This window comes from Amycolatopsis iheyensis, from assembly GCF_024703995.1.
Classification (GTDB): Bacteria; Actinomycetota; Actinomycetes; order Mycobacteriales; family Pseudonocardiaceae; genus Amycolatopsis; species Amycolatopsis iheyensis.
Genome location: NZ_JAMXQV010000001.1, coordinates 384,588 through 400,002, shown reverse-complemented (window position 1 = coordinate 400,002; position 15,415 = coordinate 384,588). Strand labels below are relative to the sequence as shown.

General features: G+C 73.0%; 12 protein-coding genes. 3 read left to right on the top strand and 9 right to left on the bottom strand.

Features of this window, described 5'->3' with window-relative positions; translation table 11 throughout:
- Window positions 1-64 precede the first annotated feature (64 nt).
- Entirely contained in the window at window positions 65-2,323 is a 2,259-nt protein-coding gene (locus tag M8542_RS01995) for a hypothetical protein (protein ID WP_257918564.1), read from the top strand.
- A gap of 42 nt (window positions 2,324-2,365) precedes the next feature.
- Here M8542_RS01995 and M8542_RS01990 read toward each other — a convergent pair whose 3' ends face one another.
- The 3 genes from M8542_RS01990 to M8542_RS01980 all read right to left on the bottom strand — a co-directional run bounded on the left by M8542_RS01990 (window position 2,366) and on the right by M8542_RS01980 (window position 5,830).
- On the bottom strand, window positions 2,366-3,022 hold the full coding sequence (locus tag M8542_RS01990; RefSeq protein ID WP_257918211.1) for an LPXTG cell wall anchor domain-containing protein: 657 nt from the start codon (window positions 3,020-3,022) through the stop codon (window positions 2,366-2,368).
- A 261-nt stretch (window positions 3,023-3,283) separates the two neighbouring features.
- Window positions 3,284-4,810 carry an amino acid permease gene (locus tag M8542_RS01985; protein ID WP_257918210.1) on the bottom strand — a complete coding sequence of 509 codons (1,527 nt, stop codon included), beginning with the start codon at window positions 4,808-4,810 and terminating at the stop codon, window positions 3,284-3,286.
- A 102-nt stretch (window positions 4,811-4,912) separates the two neighbouring features.
- Window positions 4,913-5,830, bottom strand: coding sequence for a cation diffusion facilitator family transporter (locus tag M8542_RS01980; RefSeq protein WP_257918209.1), 918 nt, complete (start codon window positions 5,828-5,830; stop codon window positions 4,913-4,915).
- A gap of 135 nt (window positions 5,831-5,965) precedes the next feature.
- Here M8542_RS01980 and M8542_RS01975 point away from each other — a divergent pair, with 135 nt between their 5' ends.
- Window positions 5,966-8,887, top strand: a complete 2,922-nt coding sequence (locus tag M8542_RS01975) for an AfsR/SARP family transcriptional regulator (RefSeq protein WP_257918208.1) — start codon at window positions 5,966-5,968, stop codon at window positions 8,885-8,887.
- Between the two features lie 632 nt (window positions 8,888-9,519).
- Here the strand turns inward: M8542_RS01975 and M8542_RS01970 are convergent.
- From M8542_RS01970 to M8542_RS01945, 6 genes are all read right to left on the bottom strand, one after another.
- The gene (locus M8542_RS01970; protein WP_257918207.1) at window positions 9,520-9,996 is read right to left on the bottom strand and encodes a hypothetical protein; all 477 of its coding nucleotides are present in this window, start codon (window positions 9,994-9,996) and stop codon (window positions 9,520-9,522) included.
- A gap of 180 nt (window positions 9,997-10,176) precedes the next feature.
- Complete coding sequence (gene manA / locus M8542_RS01965) at window positions 10,177-11,406, bottom strand: mannose-6-phosphate isomerase, class I (RefSeq protein ID WP_257918563.1); 1,230 nt, start codon at window positions 11,404-11,406, stop codon at window positions 10,177-10,179.
- 54 nt (window positions 11,407-11,460) lie between these two features.
- The gene (locus tag M8542_RS01960) at window positions 11,461-12,555 is read right to left on the bottom strand and encodes a serine/threonine-protein kinase (protein WP_257918206.1); all 1,095 of its coding nucleotides are present in this window, start codon (window positions 12,553-12,555) and stop codon (window positions 11,461-11,463) included.
- On the bottom strand, window positions 12,539-12,760 hold the full coding sequence (locus M8542_RS01955) for a Trm112 family protein (RefSeq protein WP_257918205.1): 222 nt from the start codon (window positions 12,758-12,760) through the stop codon (window positions 12,539-12,541). The genes M8542_RS01960 and M8542_RS01955 overlap by 17 nt, the downstream gene beginning before the upstream one ends.
- Before the next feature lie 76 nt (window positions 12,761-12,836).
- Entirely contained in the window at window positions 12,837-14,192 is a 1,356-nt protein-coding gene (locus M8542_RS01950) for a phosphomannomutase/phosphoglucomutase (RefSeq protein ID WP_257918204.1), read from the bottom strand.
- 80 nt (window positions 14,193-14,272) lie between these two features.
- The gene (locus M8542_RS01945; RefSeq protein WP_033261311.1) at window positions 14,273-14,626 is read right to left on the bottom strand and encodes a DUF3499 domain-containing protein; all 354 of its coding nucleotides are present in this window, start codon (window positions 14,624-14,626) and stop codon (window positions 14,273-14,275) included.
- Between the two features lie 79 nt (window positions 14,627-14,705).
- Between M8542_RS01945 and M8542_RS01940 the strand changes: the two genes are divergently transcribed.
- The gene (locus tag M8542_RS01940) at window positions 14,706-15,170 is read left to right on the top strand and encodes a metallopeptidase family protein (RefSeq protein WP_257918203.1); all 465 of its coding nucleotides are present in this window, start codon (window positions 14,706-14,708) and stop codon (window positions 15,168-15,170) included.
- Window positions 15,171-15,415 lie beyond the last annotated feature (245 nt).

The window sequence follows — 15,415 nt, the reverse complement described above, 5'->3', positions numbered from 1 at the left end:
ACCGGAACACTACCGTTGTCCGCTCGGCTTCCCCTAGGTTGGTTAGGAGACCCTTACCGTGCCCATGCCCGGCCCGGACACCCGCGTCGTCGAAATCCGCGTCGCCGGCCTCGTGGGCACCAGCGGCGAGACGCTGCTCGACGCGGTGTCCACCGTCGACGTCGCCGGCGACGGCCTGGGTCGCGTGATCCGCCCGGCCGACCGCTTGCGGCGGCCGGCGCCCGGGCCCGTGCTGCCGGCACTGGGCCGGTCGATCCCGCGGACCCTCGAAGGCTACCTGTGGCACGGCATGACGTCCGGGGGCGCCGCGAAGGCCACCTGGGCGCTGCTGTTCCCGTTCTCCCTGGCCAACGTCGCCTTCTGGATGCTCCCGCCGGCCGAGCCGGGCCGCCGGCTCCCCCGCGTCCTCGGCGCGGTGTGCCGCGGTCTGCTGCGGGTCGGCGCGCTGCTGCTCACCATGCTGCTGATGGGCCAGCTCGCCGCGATCGCGCTCGACCTGTTCGCCACGCAGTGCCTCGCGCCCGGCTCGGGCTGCCTGCCGGTGGTCCCCGACGTCCTGCGCTCGGTGCCCGCCCGGATCGCGGTCGGCGTGCTGCCCCTGCTGGTCGTGATCTTCGTCCTGCACCGGATCTCGTCGGCGACCTGGGCGGTGCACGCCGAAGGCGGCCTGACCGACGGGCCGCTGCGGCTGCGGACCGACCCGGAAACCCCGGCGCTGCGCTGCCTGCACACCGTCGCGGCGCTGGTCTCGGTCGCGTTGCTGCTGCTCGGTGGCCCGTTCCGGGTGCCTGGCGACGTCTTCGGCCTGGTCGCCTGGATCGTGACGCTCGCGCTGGTGCTCGCCACCGTCGTCGCGGCGGCGATCGGGGTCGACACCGGCCGGTTCGCCCGGCCCGGCGTGCTCGCGTTCGCCGTGCTGCTGGTCGTCGTCGCCGCGGTGCGGCTGCGGCCCGGCCCGGGTCCGCTGCCGGGCACCAACGGCGTCGTCGAGGGGCTCGGCGCGGCCCTGGTCGCCATCACCGTGCTGTTCGCGTTGTTCCTCGTCCCGGCCGCGCTGCTGGCCCGGCCCGGCTGGCGGCACAAGCCGCGGCGGCTGCGGCCGTGGCTGGGCGGCTGGGCGGCCGCCCCGGTGCTCGCGCTGGCCGGCCTGCTCGGCGGCGGGTTCGGCGCCGGGATGGCCGAGGCGTTGCGCCGGCTTTCCGGCGCGGAGCTGCTCCGGGTCCCCGACACCTACGTGCTGGTCACCGTGCTGTGGGGCGCCGGGCTGGCGCTGGCCGCGGTGCTCGCCGTGCTGGGTTTCGCGGTCGCCGTCCCGCTGCGCCGGCTGCGCCGCGGCGTGCCGGAGATCGTCGAGCTGATGGAGCACGACGAGCGTCAGGAGGCGCAGGCCGCGGCGGCGTGGGCGCGCTCGGCGTGGGAACGGCGGCACCTGCACCACCTGGCCCTGACGGTGGCCTCGGCGATGTCCGTCGGCGGCGCCGCCCTGCTCGTGCTGCGGTTCGGGTTCGGGCTCGTGCCCGGCTGGTTCAAGCCGCTGTCCGCGATCGGCGTGTTCGCGCTCGGCGCGCTGGCCGCGGGTCTGCTGCGCGTGGTCTACACGGCGGCACGCACCCCGCAGCGCAGCCGGCACCTCGGGGCGCTGGCGGACCTGGTCTGCTTCTGGCCGCGGGCGGCGCACCCGACCGTGCCGCCGTGCTACGCGCTGAAGGTCGTCCCGGAGCTGGCCGCGCGGGCCCGCGAGCACCTCGCCGAGCCGGGGACGCGCGTGGTGCTCTCGGGCTACAACCTCGGCAGCCTGCTGACGGTCATGGCCGCCGCCCAGCTCGCCGGCGAGCTGCCGGAAGCGGACCTGGAACGCGTCGGCGTCCTCACCGCCGGCTCGCCGCTGCAGTGGGGCTACCAGCGTGCTTTCCCGGCGTTGCTGCCCCAGGAAGCGCTCGAAACGCTCTTCGCGGACCTGGACGGCCGGTGGCGAGCGCTGTGCCGCGGCACCGACATCTTCGGCGGCGGCGTGACGACCTGGCGGCACGAAGTCTCCGACCGGCAGCTCTTCGGCGTCGGCTACCAGCCCGAAGGCGGCGTCGGGCCGTTGAAGGCGAAGGCCGACCGCAACGGCGTCCTCATCCTCGGCGGCGACCACTGGCTCCCGGACCCGCTGCGCGGCCCGACCGGGCGGCACCGCTGGGCGCCGGGCGTGCTCAAGCACCAGGACTACGTCGTCGACGCGGAGTGGGACCACGCCGTCGCGATGGCCGCCGGGCTCGGCAAGCCTTCCGGCGGTGAGCAGGGCCTGCTCTTCGGGGACTTCCCCCCGAAACAGTGAAGGCCCCTCGCCGGGGCGAGGGGCCTTCAACCGGTCAGAACGTCACTCGGAAGCCTTGCGGCGGAACTTCAGCAGGGCGAGCAGGCCGCCGCCGCCGAGGATCAGCAGCGCGGCGATCCAGACCAGCCACATGTTGTCGAAACCGGTGTTGGCCAGGCCGCCACCGGTGCCCGACTCGTTGCCCGCCGGGACGGCGGCCGGAGCGGTGGTGGAGGTCGGCGCGACGGTCTCCGAGGACGCCGGAGCGCTCGGCTTCGTCGTCTCGGTCGGCTTCGAGGGCGTCGTGGTCTCGGTCGGCTTCTCGGTCTTCTTGCCGCAGAGGTACCAGTGATCGATGTCGGCCTGGTGGCCGTTGCGGCTGAACGGCGCGCGGAGGTCGGTCCACGGCGCGGTCTTCTCGAGGCCCTTGGCGCCCGGGGTGTAGTCGTTGAAGCCGTCGTCGCCGCCGACGACGACGATCCGCGTGACCGTGACGCCCTCGTTCACCTTGGAGATGTTCAGGCGGTTCTTGACGATCTTGAACTCGACGTCGCTCTGCTTGAGGTCGGTGCCCTTGGCGCACGGCGTCGCCTGGCCCGGCGTCGGGTGCGGGCGGTTGTCGTCACTGTGGCAGGCCAGCGCGGAGCCGGCGGTGCCGATGAGAGCAGCGGTGGTCAGCGCCATGACGGCCACAGCGCCACGGAAGGTACGTCTGCGCATAGAGAACTCCTGTAACCGGCGGGGAGAGAGCACTAGCGAAATCTGGGGTCGCGAAGCCACCGAACGTGCGAATCACGCTGCTGTAATTCACCCGTCAGTGGCACGCGAAGGATCGAAAGGTATCGCACGTCACTCAGCCCGCTACACCGGGTCCCCTTTTAAGCACGAAACGCAAGATCGTCCGATGTGAAGTCCACCGAAAAAGCCCCGCCGACCTGCGCGAACGCGGATCGACGGGGCTTCCCGTTCGAGTGGGTGACGCTAGGCGTCCGGCGCCTTTACGGGCTCGTCGAGCCCGTCGGCCTGACGCTTGCCGAGCAGCGAATGCCGGCGGCTGTAGCCGAAGTAGATCAGCACGCCCAGCACCATCCAGGCGACGAACCGCAGCCAGGTCAGCACGGTCAGGTTCAGCATCAGCCACAGGCAGGCGAGGATCGCCAGGATCGGGATCAGCGGCACCAGCGGCACCTTGAACGCGCGGGGCAGGTCGGGCCGCGTGCGGCGCAGGATCAGCACGCCCGCGGACACCAGCACGAAGGCGAACAGCGTGCCGACGTTGACCATCTCTTCGAGCTTGTCCGCCGGGAAGAAGCCGGCCGCGAGCGCGACCAGGCCGCCGACGATGAGCGTCGCCCGCTTCGGCGTGCCGTGCTCGCCCGTCTTGGCCAGCCCGCGCGGCATCAGGCCGTCGCGCGACATCGCGTAGATGATCCGGACCTGGCCCAGCATCAGCACCATGACGACGGTGGTCAGGCCGGCCAGCGCGCCGAAGGAGATGATGTTGGCGGCCCAGTCGACGCCGTTGGCGGAGAACGCCGTGGCGAGCGTCTTGTGGCTGCCGTCGCCGGCCGAGGTGGCCAGGTCCTTGTACGACGTCATGCCCACGACGACCAGCGACACCGCGACGTACAGCACGGTGACGATCGCCAGCGAGCCCATGATCCCGCGCGGAACGGCCTTCTGCGGGTTCTTCGTCTCCTCGGCGGTGGTCGCGACGATGTCGAAGCCGATGAACGCGAAGAACACCAGCGAGGCGCCGGCCAGCAGGCCGAAGACGCCGAACGAGCTGCTCGCGCCGCCCGCGATCAGGGAGAACAGCGACTGGTCGACGCCGGTCTCACCCGAGCCGCCGGTCGAGCCCGGCGGGATGTAGGGCGAGTAGTTGGCGCCCTTGATGTAGAAGATGCCGAGGATGATCACGAACAGCACGACGGCGACCTTGATGCCGGTGATCACCATCGAGACCCGCGAAGACAGCTTCGTGCCGACGGCCAGCAGCGTCGTCAGGATCGCCACGACGACCAGCGCGCCCCAGTCGACGGTCACGCTGCCGATGTCGAACGTCGTCTTGGTGCCCTTGCCGAAGAGGTAGCCGAGCACCGTCTCGAGGTAGACCGACCAGCCCTTGGACACCGCGGCCGCGCCGACCGCGAGCTCGAGGATCAGGTCCCAGCCGATGATCCACGCCATGAACTCGCCGAACGTGGCGTAGGAGAACGTGTACGCGCTGCCCGCGACCGGCACGGTCGAGGCGAACTCGGCGTAGCACAGCGCGGCCAGCGCGCAGGCGATCGCGGCGAACACGAACGCCAGCGAGACCGACGGGCCGGCGTAGTCGCCGGCCGTGCGCGCGGTGAGCGTGAAGATACCGGCGCCGATGACCACCGCGACGCCGAAGACCGTGAGGTCCCACGCGCTCAGGTTCCGTCTGAGCTTCGTGTCCGGCTCGTCGGTGTCCGAAATGGACTGTTCGATCGATTTAGTGCGCCACAAACCCGTTCCGGGCACCGTTGACCTCCTGCGGCTGGCCTGCATGTATCGCGGTAGGTCACCCTATCGGGTCAAGTGCGTGACGGCTCGCCGAGCGCTCCCGAGCCGATCTTGGAACCACTACTTCGCGAGGCTGCGGTCGAGGTCCGGTTCGAGGTAGATGAGCTTCGCGACCGGCACCTTGGCGCGCACGCGGGCTTCGGCGTCGTCGATGGCCATGGCCAGCTCGGCGGTGTCGAGGCCCGGCACCATCGCCAGCTTCGCCGCGACGAGCAGCTCGTCCGGGCCCAGGTACTGGGTGCGGATGTGGATGACCCGCTCGACCTTCCCGGCGGCGAGCTCGTCGACGATCGTGGCGAGGACGCCTTCGTTCGCGCCTTCGCCGATGAGCAGGCTCTTCATCTCGACGATCAGGATGATCGCGATCACCCCGAGCAGCAGGCCGATCCCGAGGGTGCCGACACCGTCCCAGACCGGGTTGCCGGTGATGACCGACAGCCCGACGCCCAGCAACGCGAGCACGAGGCCGATCAGCGCGCCGGCGTCCTCCAGCAGGACCACCGGCAGCTCGGGTTCCTTGGCCTGGCGGATGAAGCCCCACCAGGTGGCGTCGCCCTTGATCTTCTTGGACTCGCCGACGGCGGTGTAGAAGCTGTAGCCCTCCAGGCCGACCGCGACGAGGAGGATGATCACCGCGACGATCGGCGCGTCGAGCGGCTCGGGGTGGCCTATCTTGTGGATGCCTTCGTAGATCGCGAAGGCCGAGCCGAGGGTGAAGAGCATCAGCGCGACGATGAAGGAGTAGAAGTACCGGTCCCGGCCGTAGCCGAAGGGGTGCTCCTTGTCGGCGGCGCGCTTCGACGTCTTCTGGCCGAGCAGCAGCAGGCCCTGGTTCGTGGTGTCGGCCAGCGAGTGCACGGACTCCGCGAGCATCGACGACGACCCGGTGACGAGGAAGCCGACGAACTTCGCGGCCGCGATCCCGGCGTTCGCCCCGAGCGCGGCGATGATCGCCTTGGTTCCGCCTCCAGCTGACACGACCGCTCCCTGGTTACGTTCCCGATTTGCCGGTTTGGAGCCTAGAGGACCCTGATCGGTTCCCGCGCCGCACCGCCCGTTTTCTGTCGTACCCCTTCGCTACGGTGGACCGCTCGGACTCTGGGGAAGGTGGCCATGGCTCACTTCGGCGTGCTCGGGCCGCTCACCGTCGAGGAGCCGGCCGGGCACTGGGTCGCGCTGCGCGGCGAGCGCCAGCGCACGCTGCTCGCCGTGCTGCTGCTGAACGCCAACCAGCACGTCCACGTCGACGTGCTGGTCGAAGCGCTGTGGCCGGACCGGCCGCCGAAGTCGTGGACCTCCAACCTGCACACCTACCTCTCGCGGCTGCGCGACCGGATCCCCGGCCTGCGCGTCGAGCACGGGCCGCCCGGCTACCGGCTCTGCGCCGGGACCGGGGAGCTGGACCTGCTCGCCTTCCGCGCGGCCGTCGCCGAGGGGCGGCAAGCCGGGGACGCCGCCACCGCGTCGCGGCACTACCGGCGGGCGCTCGCGCTGTGGCGCGGGCCGGTGCTGGCCGGGCTGCACGTCCCCCGCCTCGACGCCGACGTCGCGCGGCTGGAATCCGAGCGGCTGGCGGTGTTCGAGGACTGCGTCGACGCCGAGCTGACCGCGGGGCGGCACGGGGAGCTGACCGGTGAGCTGCAGGCGATGATCACCGAGCACCCGCTGCGCGAACGGCTGGCCGCGCAGCTGATGATCGCGCTGCACCGGGCCGGGCGCCAGGGCGACTCCCTCGAGATCTACCGGCGGCTGCGGGCCACGCTCGTCGAAGAGCTCGGCGTCGAACCGGGCGCCGAGGTGCGCCGGGTGCACGCGGCCGTGCTGCGCGGGGAAGACCCCGTCCCGCGGATGCCCCCGGCGGTCTGGCCGGTGTGCCAGCTGCCGCCGGACATCGCCGACTTCACCGGCCGCGACGCCGAGATGGCCGAGCTCACCCGGGTGCTGGGTGGCGGCGCCGGCGTCCCCGTGGCGGTGCTCAGCGGCGAGCCGGGCGCGGGCAAGAGCACCCTGGCCGTGCGGGCCGCGCACCGGGTGCGCGCGCGGTTCCCGGACGGCCAGCTGTACGTGCCGCTCGCCGGCCGCGACATCGGCGACGTGCTGGCGGACCTCCTGCGCGCGCTGGGCGTGCCCGGCCCCGCGGTCCCGGACGACGTGGGTTCGCGCGCGGCGGTGTTCCGCGGCCGGCTCACCGACCGGCGGGTGCTGGTGGTGCTCGACGACGCCGCCGACCCCGGCCACGTCCGCACGCTCCTGCCGGGCACGCCGGGCTGCGCGGTGCTCGTCACGAGCCGGCGCCGGCTGAGCGGGCTGGCGGGCGCGCACCGGCTGCCGTTGGGGCCGTTGTCCGACGAAGACGCCGCGTCGCTGCTGAACCGGCTGGCGGGCACGCGGGTCGAGCGGGAGCGTGCCGACGCCGGCCGGATCATCGCGGCGTGCGCGCGGCTGCCGCTGGCCCTGCGGATCGCGGGCAGCCGGCTGGCCATCCGCCCGCACCTGCGGCTGGCCGAGCTGGCCGACCGCCTCGAGGACGAGGTCCGGCGTCTCGACGAGCTGACGGTGAGCGACCTGGCCGTCCGGAGCAGCATCGCGTTGAGCTACGAGGGGCTGCGGCCGGCCACGCGGCGGGCGTTCCGGCTGCTCGGCCGCTGCCGGCTCGCCGACCTGCCGGCCTGGGCCGTCACGACGTTGATCGACGCCCCGGACGCCGACGAGGCGGTCGAGGAGCTCATCGAAGCGAGCCTGCTGGAGGCGCACGGCCCCGACCCGACGGGCGAAGGCCGCTACCGGATGCACGACCTCGTCCGGCTGTACGCGGCGGAGGGCCCGGCGCCGGAGGGCGGCGCTTCGACGGTGCTGGCGGCGACGTTCGCCCTCGCCGACGCGGCGGCGGCCCGCCTGCCGCGCACGGTGCCGATGCCGGCGCCGGCCCGGGAGCCGCTCGCGCAGCCGTTGCCGGAGGAGCTGGTGGCGCGGCTGCTGGCGCGTCCGGACGACTGGTTCGACGCCGAGCGCGCGAACCTCGTGCGGCTCATCGGCACGCTCGGCGCGCGGGACGCGTTGCTGCTGCTCGACCGGCTCAGCGTCCACCTGTACCTGCACGGCCACTACGCCGACATGCGCGCGGCGTACGAGACGGTGCTGGCCGCGGCGGGCGAAGACCGTCCTCTGGCCGCGCTCGCCGAAGCGAACCTGGCGTTGCTGCGCCACGCCCGTGGCGAGTACGAGGAAGCCGCGGTCCGCTACCGCGCGTGCGCCAAGGAGCTGGAGTCGCACGGTGACCACCGCGCACACGCGTGGGTGACGGCGAACCTGGCGCACTGCCTGATCGGCCTCGGCCGCGCGGAGGAGGCGCTGAGCACGGCGGCGCACGCGCGGGAGCTGTTCACCGGTCCGGAGCCGGTCTTGGTGCGGGCCGCGGAGTCGGCGGCGTTGCTGCGGCTCGGCCGGGTGACCGAGGCCAGGGAGGTGGACCGGGCGGCCCTGACGTCGGCGCGGGCCACGGGCGACCCGCAGCAGATCAGCACGGCCCTGCACGGGTTCGCGTGGTCGTCGCTGCTGACGGGCGACCAAACGCAAGCGTCGGCGGCGATCGAGGAGTCGGTGACGCTGCTGCGCGGCACGGTGGCACGGTCGGCGCTGGCGAAGTCGTTGCGAACGCTGGGCGCGATCGCGGCGGCGGACTCGCGCGAGCACGCGATGGCGGCTTTCGGCGAGGCGCGAGAGCTGGCCAGGGCGTTGGACGAGCGGCCGCGAGAGCTGTCGTGCACCCGGGCCCTGGCGGCCGGCTGGATCGGCGAAGGCCGCGCGGCACAGGCGATCCCGGTGTTGCGAGCGTGTCTGGAGGAGTTCCGCGAGATGGGCGGCAAGTCGGCGACGGGCCTGACGTGGCTGGTCCTGCGGCGGGCGTACGAGGCCACGGGCGATGCGGTGGCGGCGGGGGAGGCGATGAGGGAGGCGGCGAGGTTGATGGATCCACGGGACGCCAGCGCGGCTGCTTTGCGGCGGGTGCTGCTGGCGTTGACGGAAGCGGCTTGACGGTTCGTGGCGGCTCGCCGGGCGGGCCGGTACGAAGGACGCCGCAGCGGCCGGCCGGCCGGCCGGCACTGACCGGGCCCGGGGTGCCCCGCAGCCCGCGCCAGCCCACGCGTCGGCGCGGCGGGCCGGAACGGGCTTCGCTGCAGCGACCGGGCCGAGGCGCGCCGCAGCCTCGCCAACCCACGCGTCCGCGCAGCGGCCCGACACAAGGCCCGCCCCCGCCCGCCGAGCAGCCGGGCCGAGGTCCCCCGCAGCCTCCCCAACCCACGCACCCACGCAGCGGCCCGACACAAGGCCCGCCCCCGCCCGCCGAGCAGCCGGGCCGAGACGCACCGCAGCCTCCCCAACCCACGCACCCACGCAGCGGCCCGACACAAGGCCCGCCCCGCCCGCCGAGCGACCGAGCCGAGGCGCACCGCAGCCTCCCCAACCCACGCACCCGCGCGGCACACCGGCCTCCCCGACCGGCGCCCCGAAATCCGCGAGCGCGGAACCCGGTGCGTGCCCCTCACCCGCACCGAATCCCCGCCACCCCAAGCGACACACAGCGAAACAGGGTGGTGCCGCCCCCTCGCGGCACCACCCCAAGCCCACGGACGCCGGGCCCCGCGACCGGCGTCACCCCCAGCGGGCTACCGACCCTTGCGGGCCTTCGCGTACCGGTTGACCGGTGGCAGCCACGCCAGCACCACGACCAGCAGCGCCGTCGCCAGGGTCAGCCACGCCACGCCGCGGATCGCGGCCGTGCCGCCCTCGATGTCCGTTGCCAAGCGCAGGGCCACTCCCGCGTTCGTCAACGCCGCCAGCGTCAGCAGCACCCGCACCCACACCGCTCCCCGCAGCGCGAGCAACCCCCAGAACAGCAGCACCACGCCGAAGAACACGGCGACGCCGCCGCGGACCGCGAGCGTGCTCTGGACCTCGTCCAGTGCCGCCTCGAACAGCGCGCCGCCGTCGGCCCGCACCGCGTCCGCCGACGCGCCCGTGATCGACGCGATCGTCTCCGCCGCGACGCCGGCCGCCATGTCACGGCCGCCGGTGAAGAACAGCACCCCGTCGACGATCGCGGCCAGCGCCGACACGACGGCCACCCCCACCAGCGCGAGCAACGCACCAGGCCGGGACGGAGCCGCTACCGGGGCGGGCTGGGGAAGCCCGATAGCGGCGTCGGGATAGGAAGTCACAAGCTCGTTCTCCTCGAAAATCGACGCGTTGGGGCGTAACAACCACCCCTACGAGCGATAGTGGAGAAGAGCACCACACGGAACGCACACAGAACCGCGGGAAACTCAGTCCTCGCAGGTTCCCGCGGTCGCCCGGAACAGCTGGGACCGCGCGCCGTCCAGCGGGCGCACGCGCACCGGCGGGTCCGCCGCCGGCAACCACACCGACTGGCCGCGCCGCAGCTCGACCTGCTCGCCCTCGTCCGCCGTCACCAGCAGGTCGCCCGCCGTGCACAGCAGGATCTGCGGGCCCACGCTGTCGACCGCGATCTCGTCGTCCTCGCCCGCCGCCCATTCGACGCGCGACAGCTCGAACTCCGGCGCGTCCGTGCGGTACACCGACAGCCTGTCCCCGCTGTCGCCGCACTGCACCGGCATCTCGCCGCACGCGAAGTCGACCACGCGCAGCAGCTCCGGCACGTCCACGTGCTTCGGCGTCAGGCCGCAGCGCAGGATGTTGTCCGAGTTCGCCAGGATCTCCACGGCCGTGCCGTGCAGGTACAGGTGCAGGTTGCCGGCCGGCAGGTAGATCGCCTCGCCCGCGCGCAGCGTCAGCCGGTTCAGGAGCAACGCCGCCAGCACGCCCGCGTCCCGCGGGTGCGCCTCGCCGAGCTCCAGGATCGTCCGGCACTCGACCGCGAACTCGCCGTGCTCCTGGACGTGGCGGACGCACGAGTCCAGCACCTCCGGCAGCAGCGAGTCGAGCGCCGACTGCGGCAGCGTGATCCACGTCGTGAACAGCGCCCGCAGCCCGGACGGGTCCGGCTGCGCCTCGATCAGCCCGGTGTACTTCGCCAGCCCGGGCGTCTCGATCGCCTTCAGCAGCTTCACCGTGCGGTCCGGGGCGCGGAACCCGGCCAGCGCGTGGAACTCCGTCAGCGCGCAGACCAGCTCCGGCTTCGCCGTCGGGTCCGGGTAGTTGCGGTTCGCCGCGTCCCGCGGGATGCCCAGCTGCTCCTCGCGGGCGTGCCCCTCCGCGGCCTGCGCCGCCGACGGGTGCGCCTGCATCGACAGCGGCTCTTCGGCGGCGAGGATCTTCAGCAGGAACGGCAGCCGCCCACCCCACCGCTTCGCGCACCGCTCGCCCAGCTGCCCCACCGGGTCGGCGTCGACCAGCTCCAGCAGGCTCCGCTCGGTCCCGTCGGGACCGATGACGTGCGACGGGTCGCCCGGGTGGGCACCCATCCACAGCTCGGCCTCGGGGTGCGGCGCGGGTACCGGCCGGCCCAGCAGCTCGGGGATCGCCGTCCGCGATCCCCAGGCGTAGGGCCGCACCGCGTTGCGCAGCAGCTCCACTGTCACCTCAACTCCACTCCTTCGGCACCGGCCGCGACCGGTGCTCGGCGGGTCTCACGCCGTCGCGGGGGCGAAGCGGCCCGCGCCGCCGATGCTGCCCGCCGCCAGCCCGAGATAGACCGCCGCCAGTTCGAACCGCAGTGCCAGCACCGCGGCCCGCACGATTTCGTCGGCCTCGATCTCCTCGGCCGGGGCGATGACGTCCGCACCGGGCAGCAGATCCTCGGCCTGGTAGCGCGCCGCGTCCGTGGCCGGACCGGTTCGCACCGAGAGGAGCAGCACCCGGGTCGGGATGTCACCAGAGGGATCGTCCGGATCGGCGAAGATGTCACGCTCCCGGCCGCCCGATTGTGCCGCCCGCCGCAACGCGGGACGCGCAAGAGCCTGCCGATAGTCTTCAACGTCACACACCGTGGCCGCATGGGCGGCGAACGCGTGCGCTGCGTGCTCGCCGACGGCGACCGCGACCGGGTCCAGCCCCCACAGCAGCGGCACGCGATCGGCGACCCGCAGCGCGAGCGCCTTGGCCGGGTTCGCGAACGACTCCCGGGCCAGGTAGTCCTTTTCGGCTTCCAGGTCGAGCTGGTCGGCCAGCGCCTGGACGTCGGAGACGAGCAGGCCCAGCGCGTTCGCGGTGAGCAGCCCGGCGGCCAGGCCGCGCGGGAACGCCAGCTCCGGCGGCACCGGGATGCGCGGCGCCAGCAGCAGGCCCTTGCCCGCCACGGCGGCCGCCACCGGGCCCTCGGCCGGCGCCGAGAGCACCACCGAAGCGCCGTAGCGCGCGGCGCGCTCCAGCGACGCGGCGAGCTCGCGGTCACCCGGGTCGTCGGTGTGCGCGAACACGACGTCGAGCGCGCCGATCCAGCTCGGCACCACCTCGGCGACGACCACCGGCACCGGGCACGACGGCGTCAGCAGAGCGGCCAGCAGCCGGGTGAGCGTCCGGCTCACGCCGGGCCGGTCGATCAGCACGAGCGCGCGCGGGCGGCCCCGGTCGAGCCGATCGGACAGCTCCAGCTCGGCCGCCAGCTCCGCGGTCGCCCGCACCTGGGCGCCGGCCATCGCGGCGGCCCGGAGCAGCCCCGAGCTGTCGGCCTCGGCCAGCCGCCCGGGGTCGTCGAGCAGCGAGTCGTCAAGCACTGTCGGCATCGGAGTTTCCGGATTCGCCGGGCAAGGTCGCTTCGTCGAGCAGCAGCACCGGGATCCCGTCACGGACCGGGTACACCCGGCCGCATTCGGTGCACGTCAGCGCGTCGGCCTCGGGGTCGCCCGGCGCCCCGGGGCGCAACGGGGCGTGATCGGGCGACGGGCACGCCAGGATCTCGAGGAGCTGGGCGTCGAGCGTGATGGCCATGGTTCCTCCATACCACGCAGAGGGGTGTGATGAAGGGCACCTTCCGGACACGGTTGCGCCCTTCATCGTGGACTTCTCAGCTGCGGATGATCGCGAGTACTTCGTCCACCAGCCCTTGCACGGCTTCGGCGTTCGCGGCTTCGACGTTCAGCCGCAGCAGCGGTTCGGTGTTCGACGGGCGCAGGTTGAACCAGGCGCCGCCGGGCAGCTGCACGGTCAGGCCGTCGAGCTCGTCGATCTCGACGCCGGAGCGGGCGCCGAAGGCGTCCTTGACGGCCATCATCTTCGCGACCTGGTCGTCGACCGTCGAGTTGATCTCGCCCGAGGCCGCGTAGCGCGAGTACGCGCTGGTCAGCTCGGACAGCGGGCCGTTCTGCTCGCCGAGCGCGGCGAGCACGTGCAGGGCCGCCAGCATGCCGGTGTCGGCGCGCCAGAAGTCGCGGAAGTAGTAGTGCGCGGAGTGCTCGCCACCGAAGATGGCGCCGGTGCGAGCCATCTCGGCCTTGATGAACGAGTGCCCGACGCGGGTGCGGACGGGCTTGCCGCCGTGCTCGGCGACGATCTCCGGCACGCCCTTGGACGTGATCAGGTTGTGGATGATCGTCCCGCCCGGGTCCTTGGCGAGCTCGCGGACGGCGACCAGCGCGGTGATCGCGCTCGGCGAAACCGGCTCGCCGCGCTCGTCGACGATGAAGCAGCGGTCGGCGTCGCCGTCGAACGCGACCCCGGCGTCCGCGCCGACCTCCCGCACCTTCGCCTGCAGGTCGACGATGTTCGCCGGGTCGAGCGGGTTGGCCTCGTGGTTCGGGAAGCTGCCGTCGAGCTCGAAGTACATCGGGACGACGTCGATCGGGAGCCCGTCGAAGACGGTCGGGACGGTGTGCCCGCCCATGCCGTTGCCGGCGTCGACCACGATCTTCAGCGGCCGGCTGCCCGACAGGTCGACGAGGTTGCGCAGGTAGGCCGCGTAGTCGGCGAGGACGTCCCGCTCGCTCGCGGTGCCGCGCTGGCCCTCGAAGCCGGGCACGCCCTGCTCGACGGTGTCGCGGATCTCGGCGAGCCCGGTGTCCTGGCCGACCGGGGACGCGCCCGCGCGGCACATCTTGATGCCGTTGTACTTGGCCGGGTTGTGGCTCGCGGTGAACATCGCGCCCGGCAGGTTCAGCGAGCCCGACGCGAAGTACAGCTGGTCGGTGCTGGCCAGCCCGATGCTCACGACGTCGAGGCCCTGCGAGGTGACGCCGTCGGCGAAGGCCTCCGCCAGCCCCGGCGAGGAGTCCCGCATGTCGTGGCCGATCACCACGGCCGGCGCTTCCGGCTTGATCAGCAGGGCGAACGCGGCGCCGAAGTCGCGGACCAGGTCCGCGTCGAGCTGCTCGCCGACCACGCCGCGAATGTCGTAGGCCTTCACGATGCCCGAAAGGTCTGGCACGCCGTCTCCCCGCGAATAGTCGTCCCGGCGCCCGCTGCGCCGCGCGGAAAGCCTACCGGCGAGGTGACCGGGTTACGCGCTCAGGCGCGACCGGGCAGGACCCGCAGGTGGCCGCGGCGCCCGGAGGGGCCTTCCGGCTCGGGCGCGGGAGCGGGCTTGTCGGACCGGCCGGCCTCGCGCACGGCCTCGGCCAGCGCCGTCAGCTCGTCGGCCGACGGGTCCGGCGCGGCGAAGGCGCCTTCGTGCCGGACGACTTCCCAGCCCTTGGGCACGGTCAGCCGCAGCGCGTGGGCTTCGCAGAGGTCGTACGAATGGGGCTCGGACGCGGTGGCCAACGGGCCGACAACGGCGGTGGAGTCGCTGTAGGCATACGTCAGCGTGGCCACTGCCGGCTCGAGGCAGCCGGTACGCGAACACTTCCGTACGCTCCGCACGATCCGAAACGATAGCGCGTCGCCGCAAGCTAGGAGGAGCGACACGCGCTGCGACCCGCCGACCGCATAGACTTCCGGGGTGGCGACGGCTCGTGACTACCGACAGCGGCGGCGCCTGCGAAGGGACCGGCACGGCCGGGGCCTGCGCGGGACGCTGTACCCGGCGACCCTGCCCGCCGCCGCGAGCCGCGCGGAGCGGTTCGACGCGCTGGTGCTCGACGCGCTGGAGCCGATCGAAGCCCGCTGGCGTCACGAGCTGACGAAGCTGGACGTGGCGGTCGACGACGTGCCGGAGGTCCGCGAGAACGGCCGTGCGCCCGCGGACGGCGTGCTGCACGACGGCGCGGTCCCGCTGTCGCGCCTGGTCCCGGCGGGCGTGGACCGCACGGGGATGCCGACGCGCGCCCGGATCGTGCTGTACCGGCGGCCGCTGGAGGCGCGCGCGAAGGATCCGTCCGAGCTGGCGGACCTGGTGCACGACGTGCTGGTCGAGCAGGTGGCCGGGTACCTGGGCGTGGAGCCGGACGTCATCGAAGGCGAGTGACGCCGGCCGGATCCGCTCTTCCTCGGGTTCCAGGGCAAAAGAATGTCCTCGCCGGACGGGCAGGCTCTGGGATGGCCACCAGTAGCGCTGTCCCCTCACTTTTGCGAGGTGGGCCGCGGGGTGGTCATCCCGTCGCCTGATCGAGGCCTATCACGTTGAGCCGGGCCCGCAAGCTTGCGCTGTCTTCTGCTTTTGGTCTGTGGTTGCGGGCCCGGCTCAACGTGATTTTCTGGCCTCAGGCGACG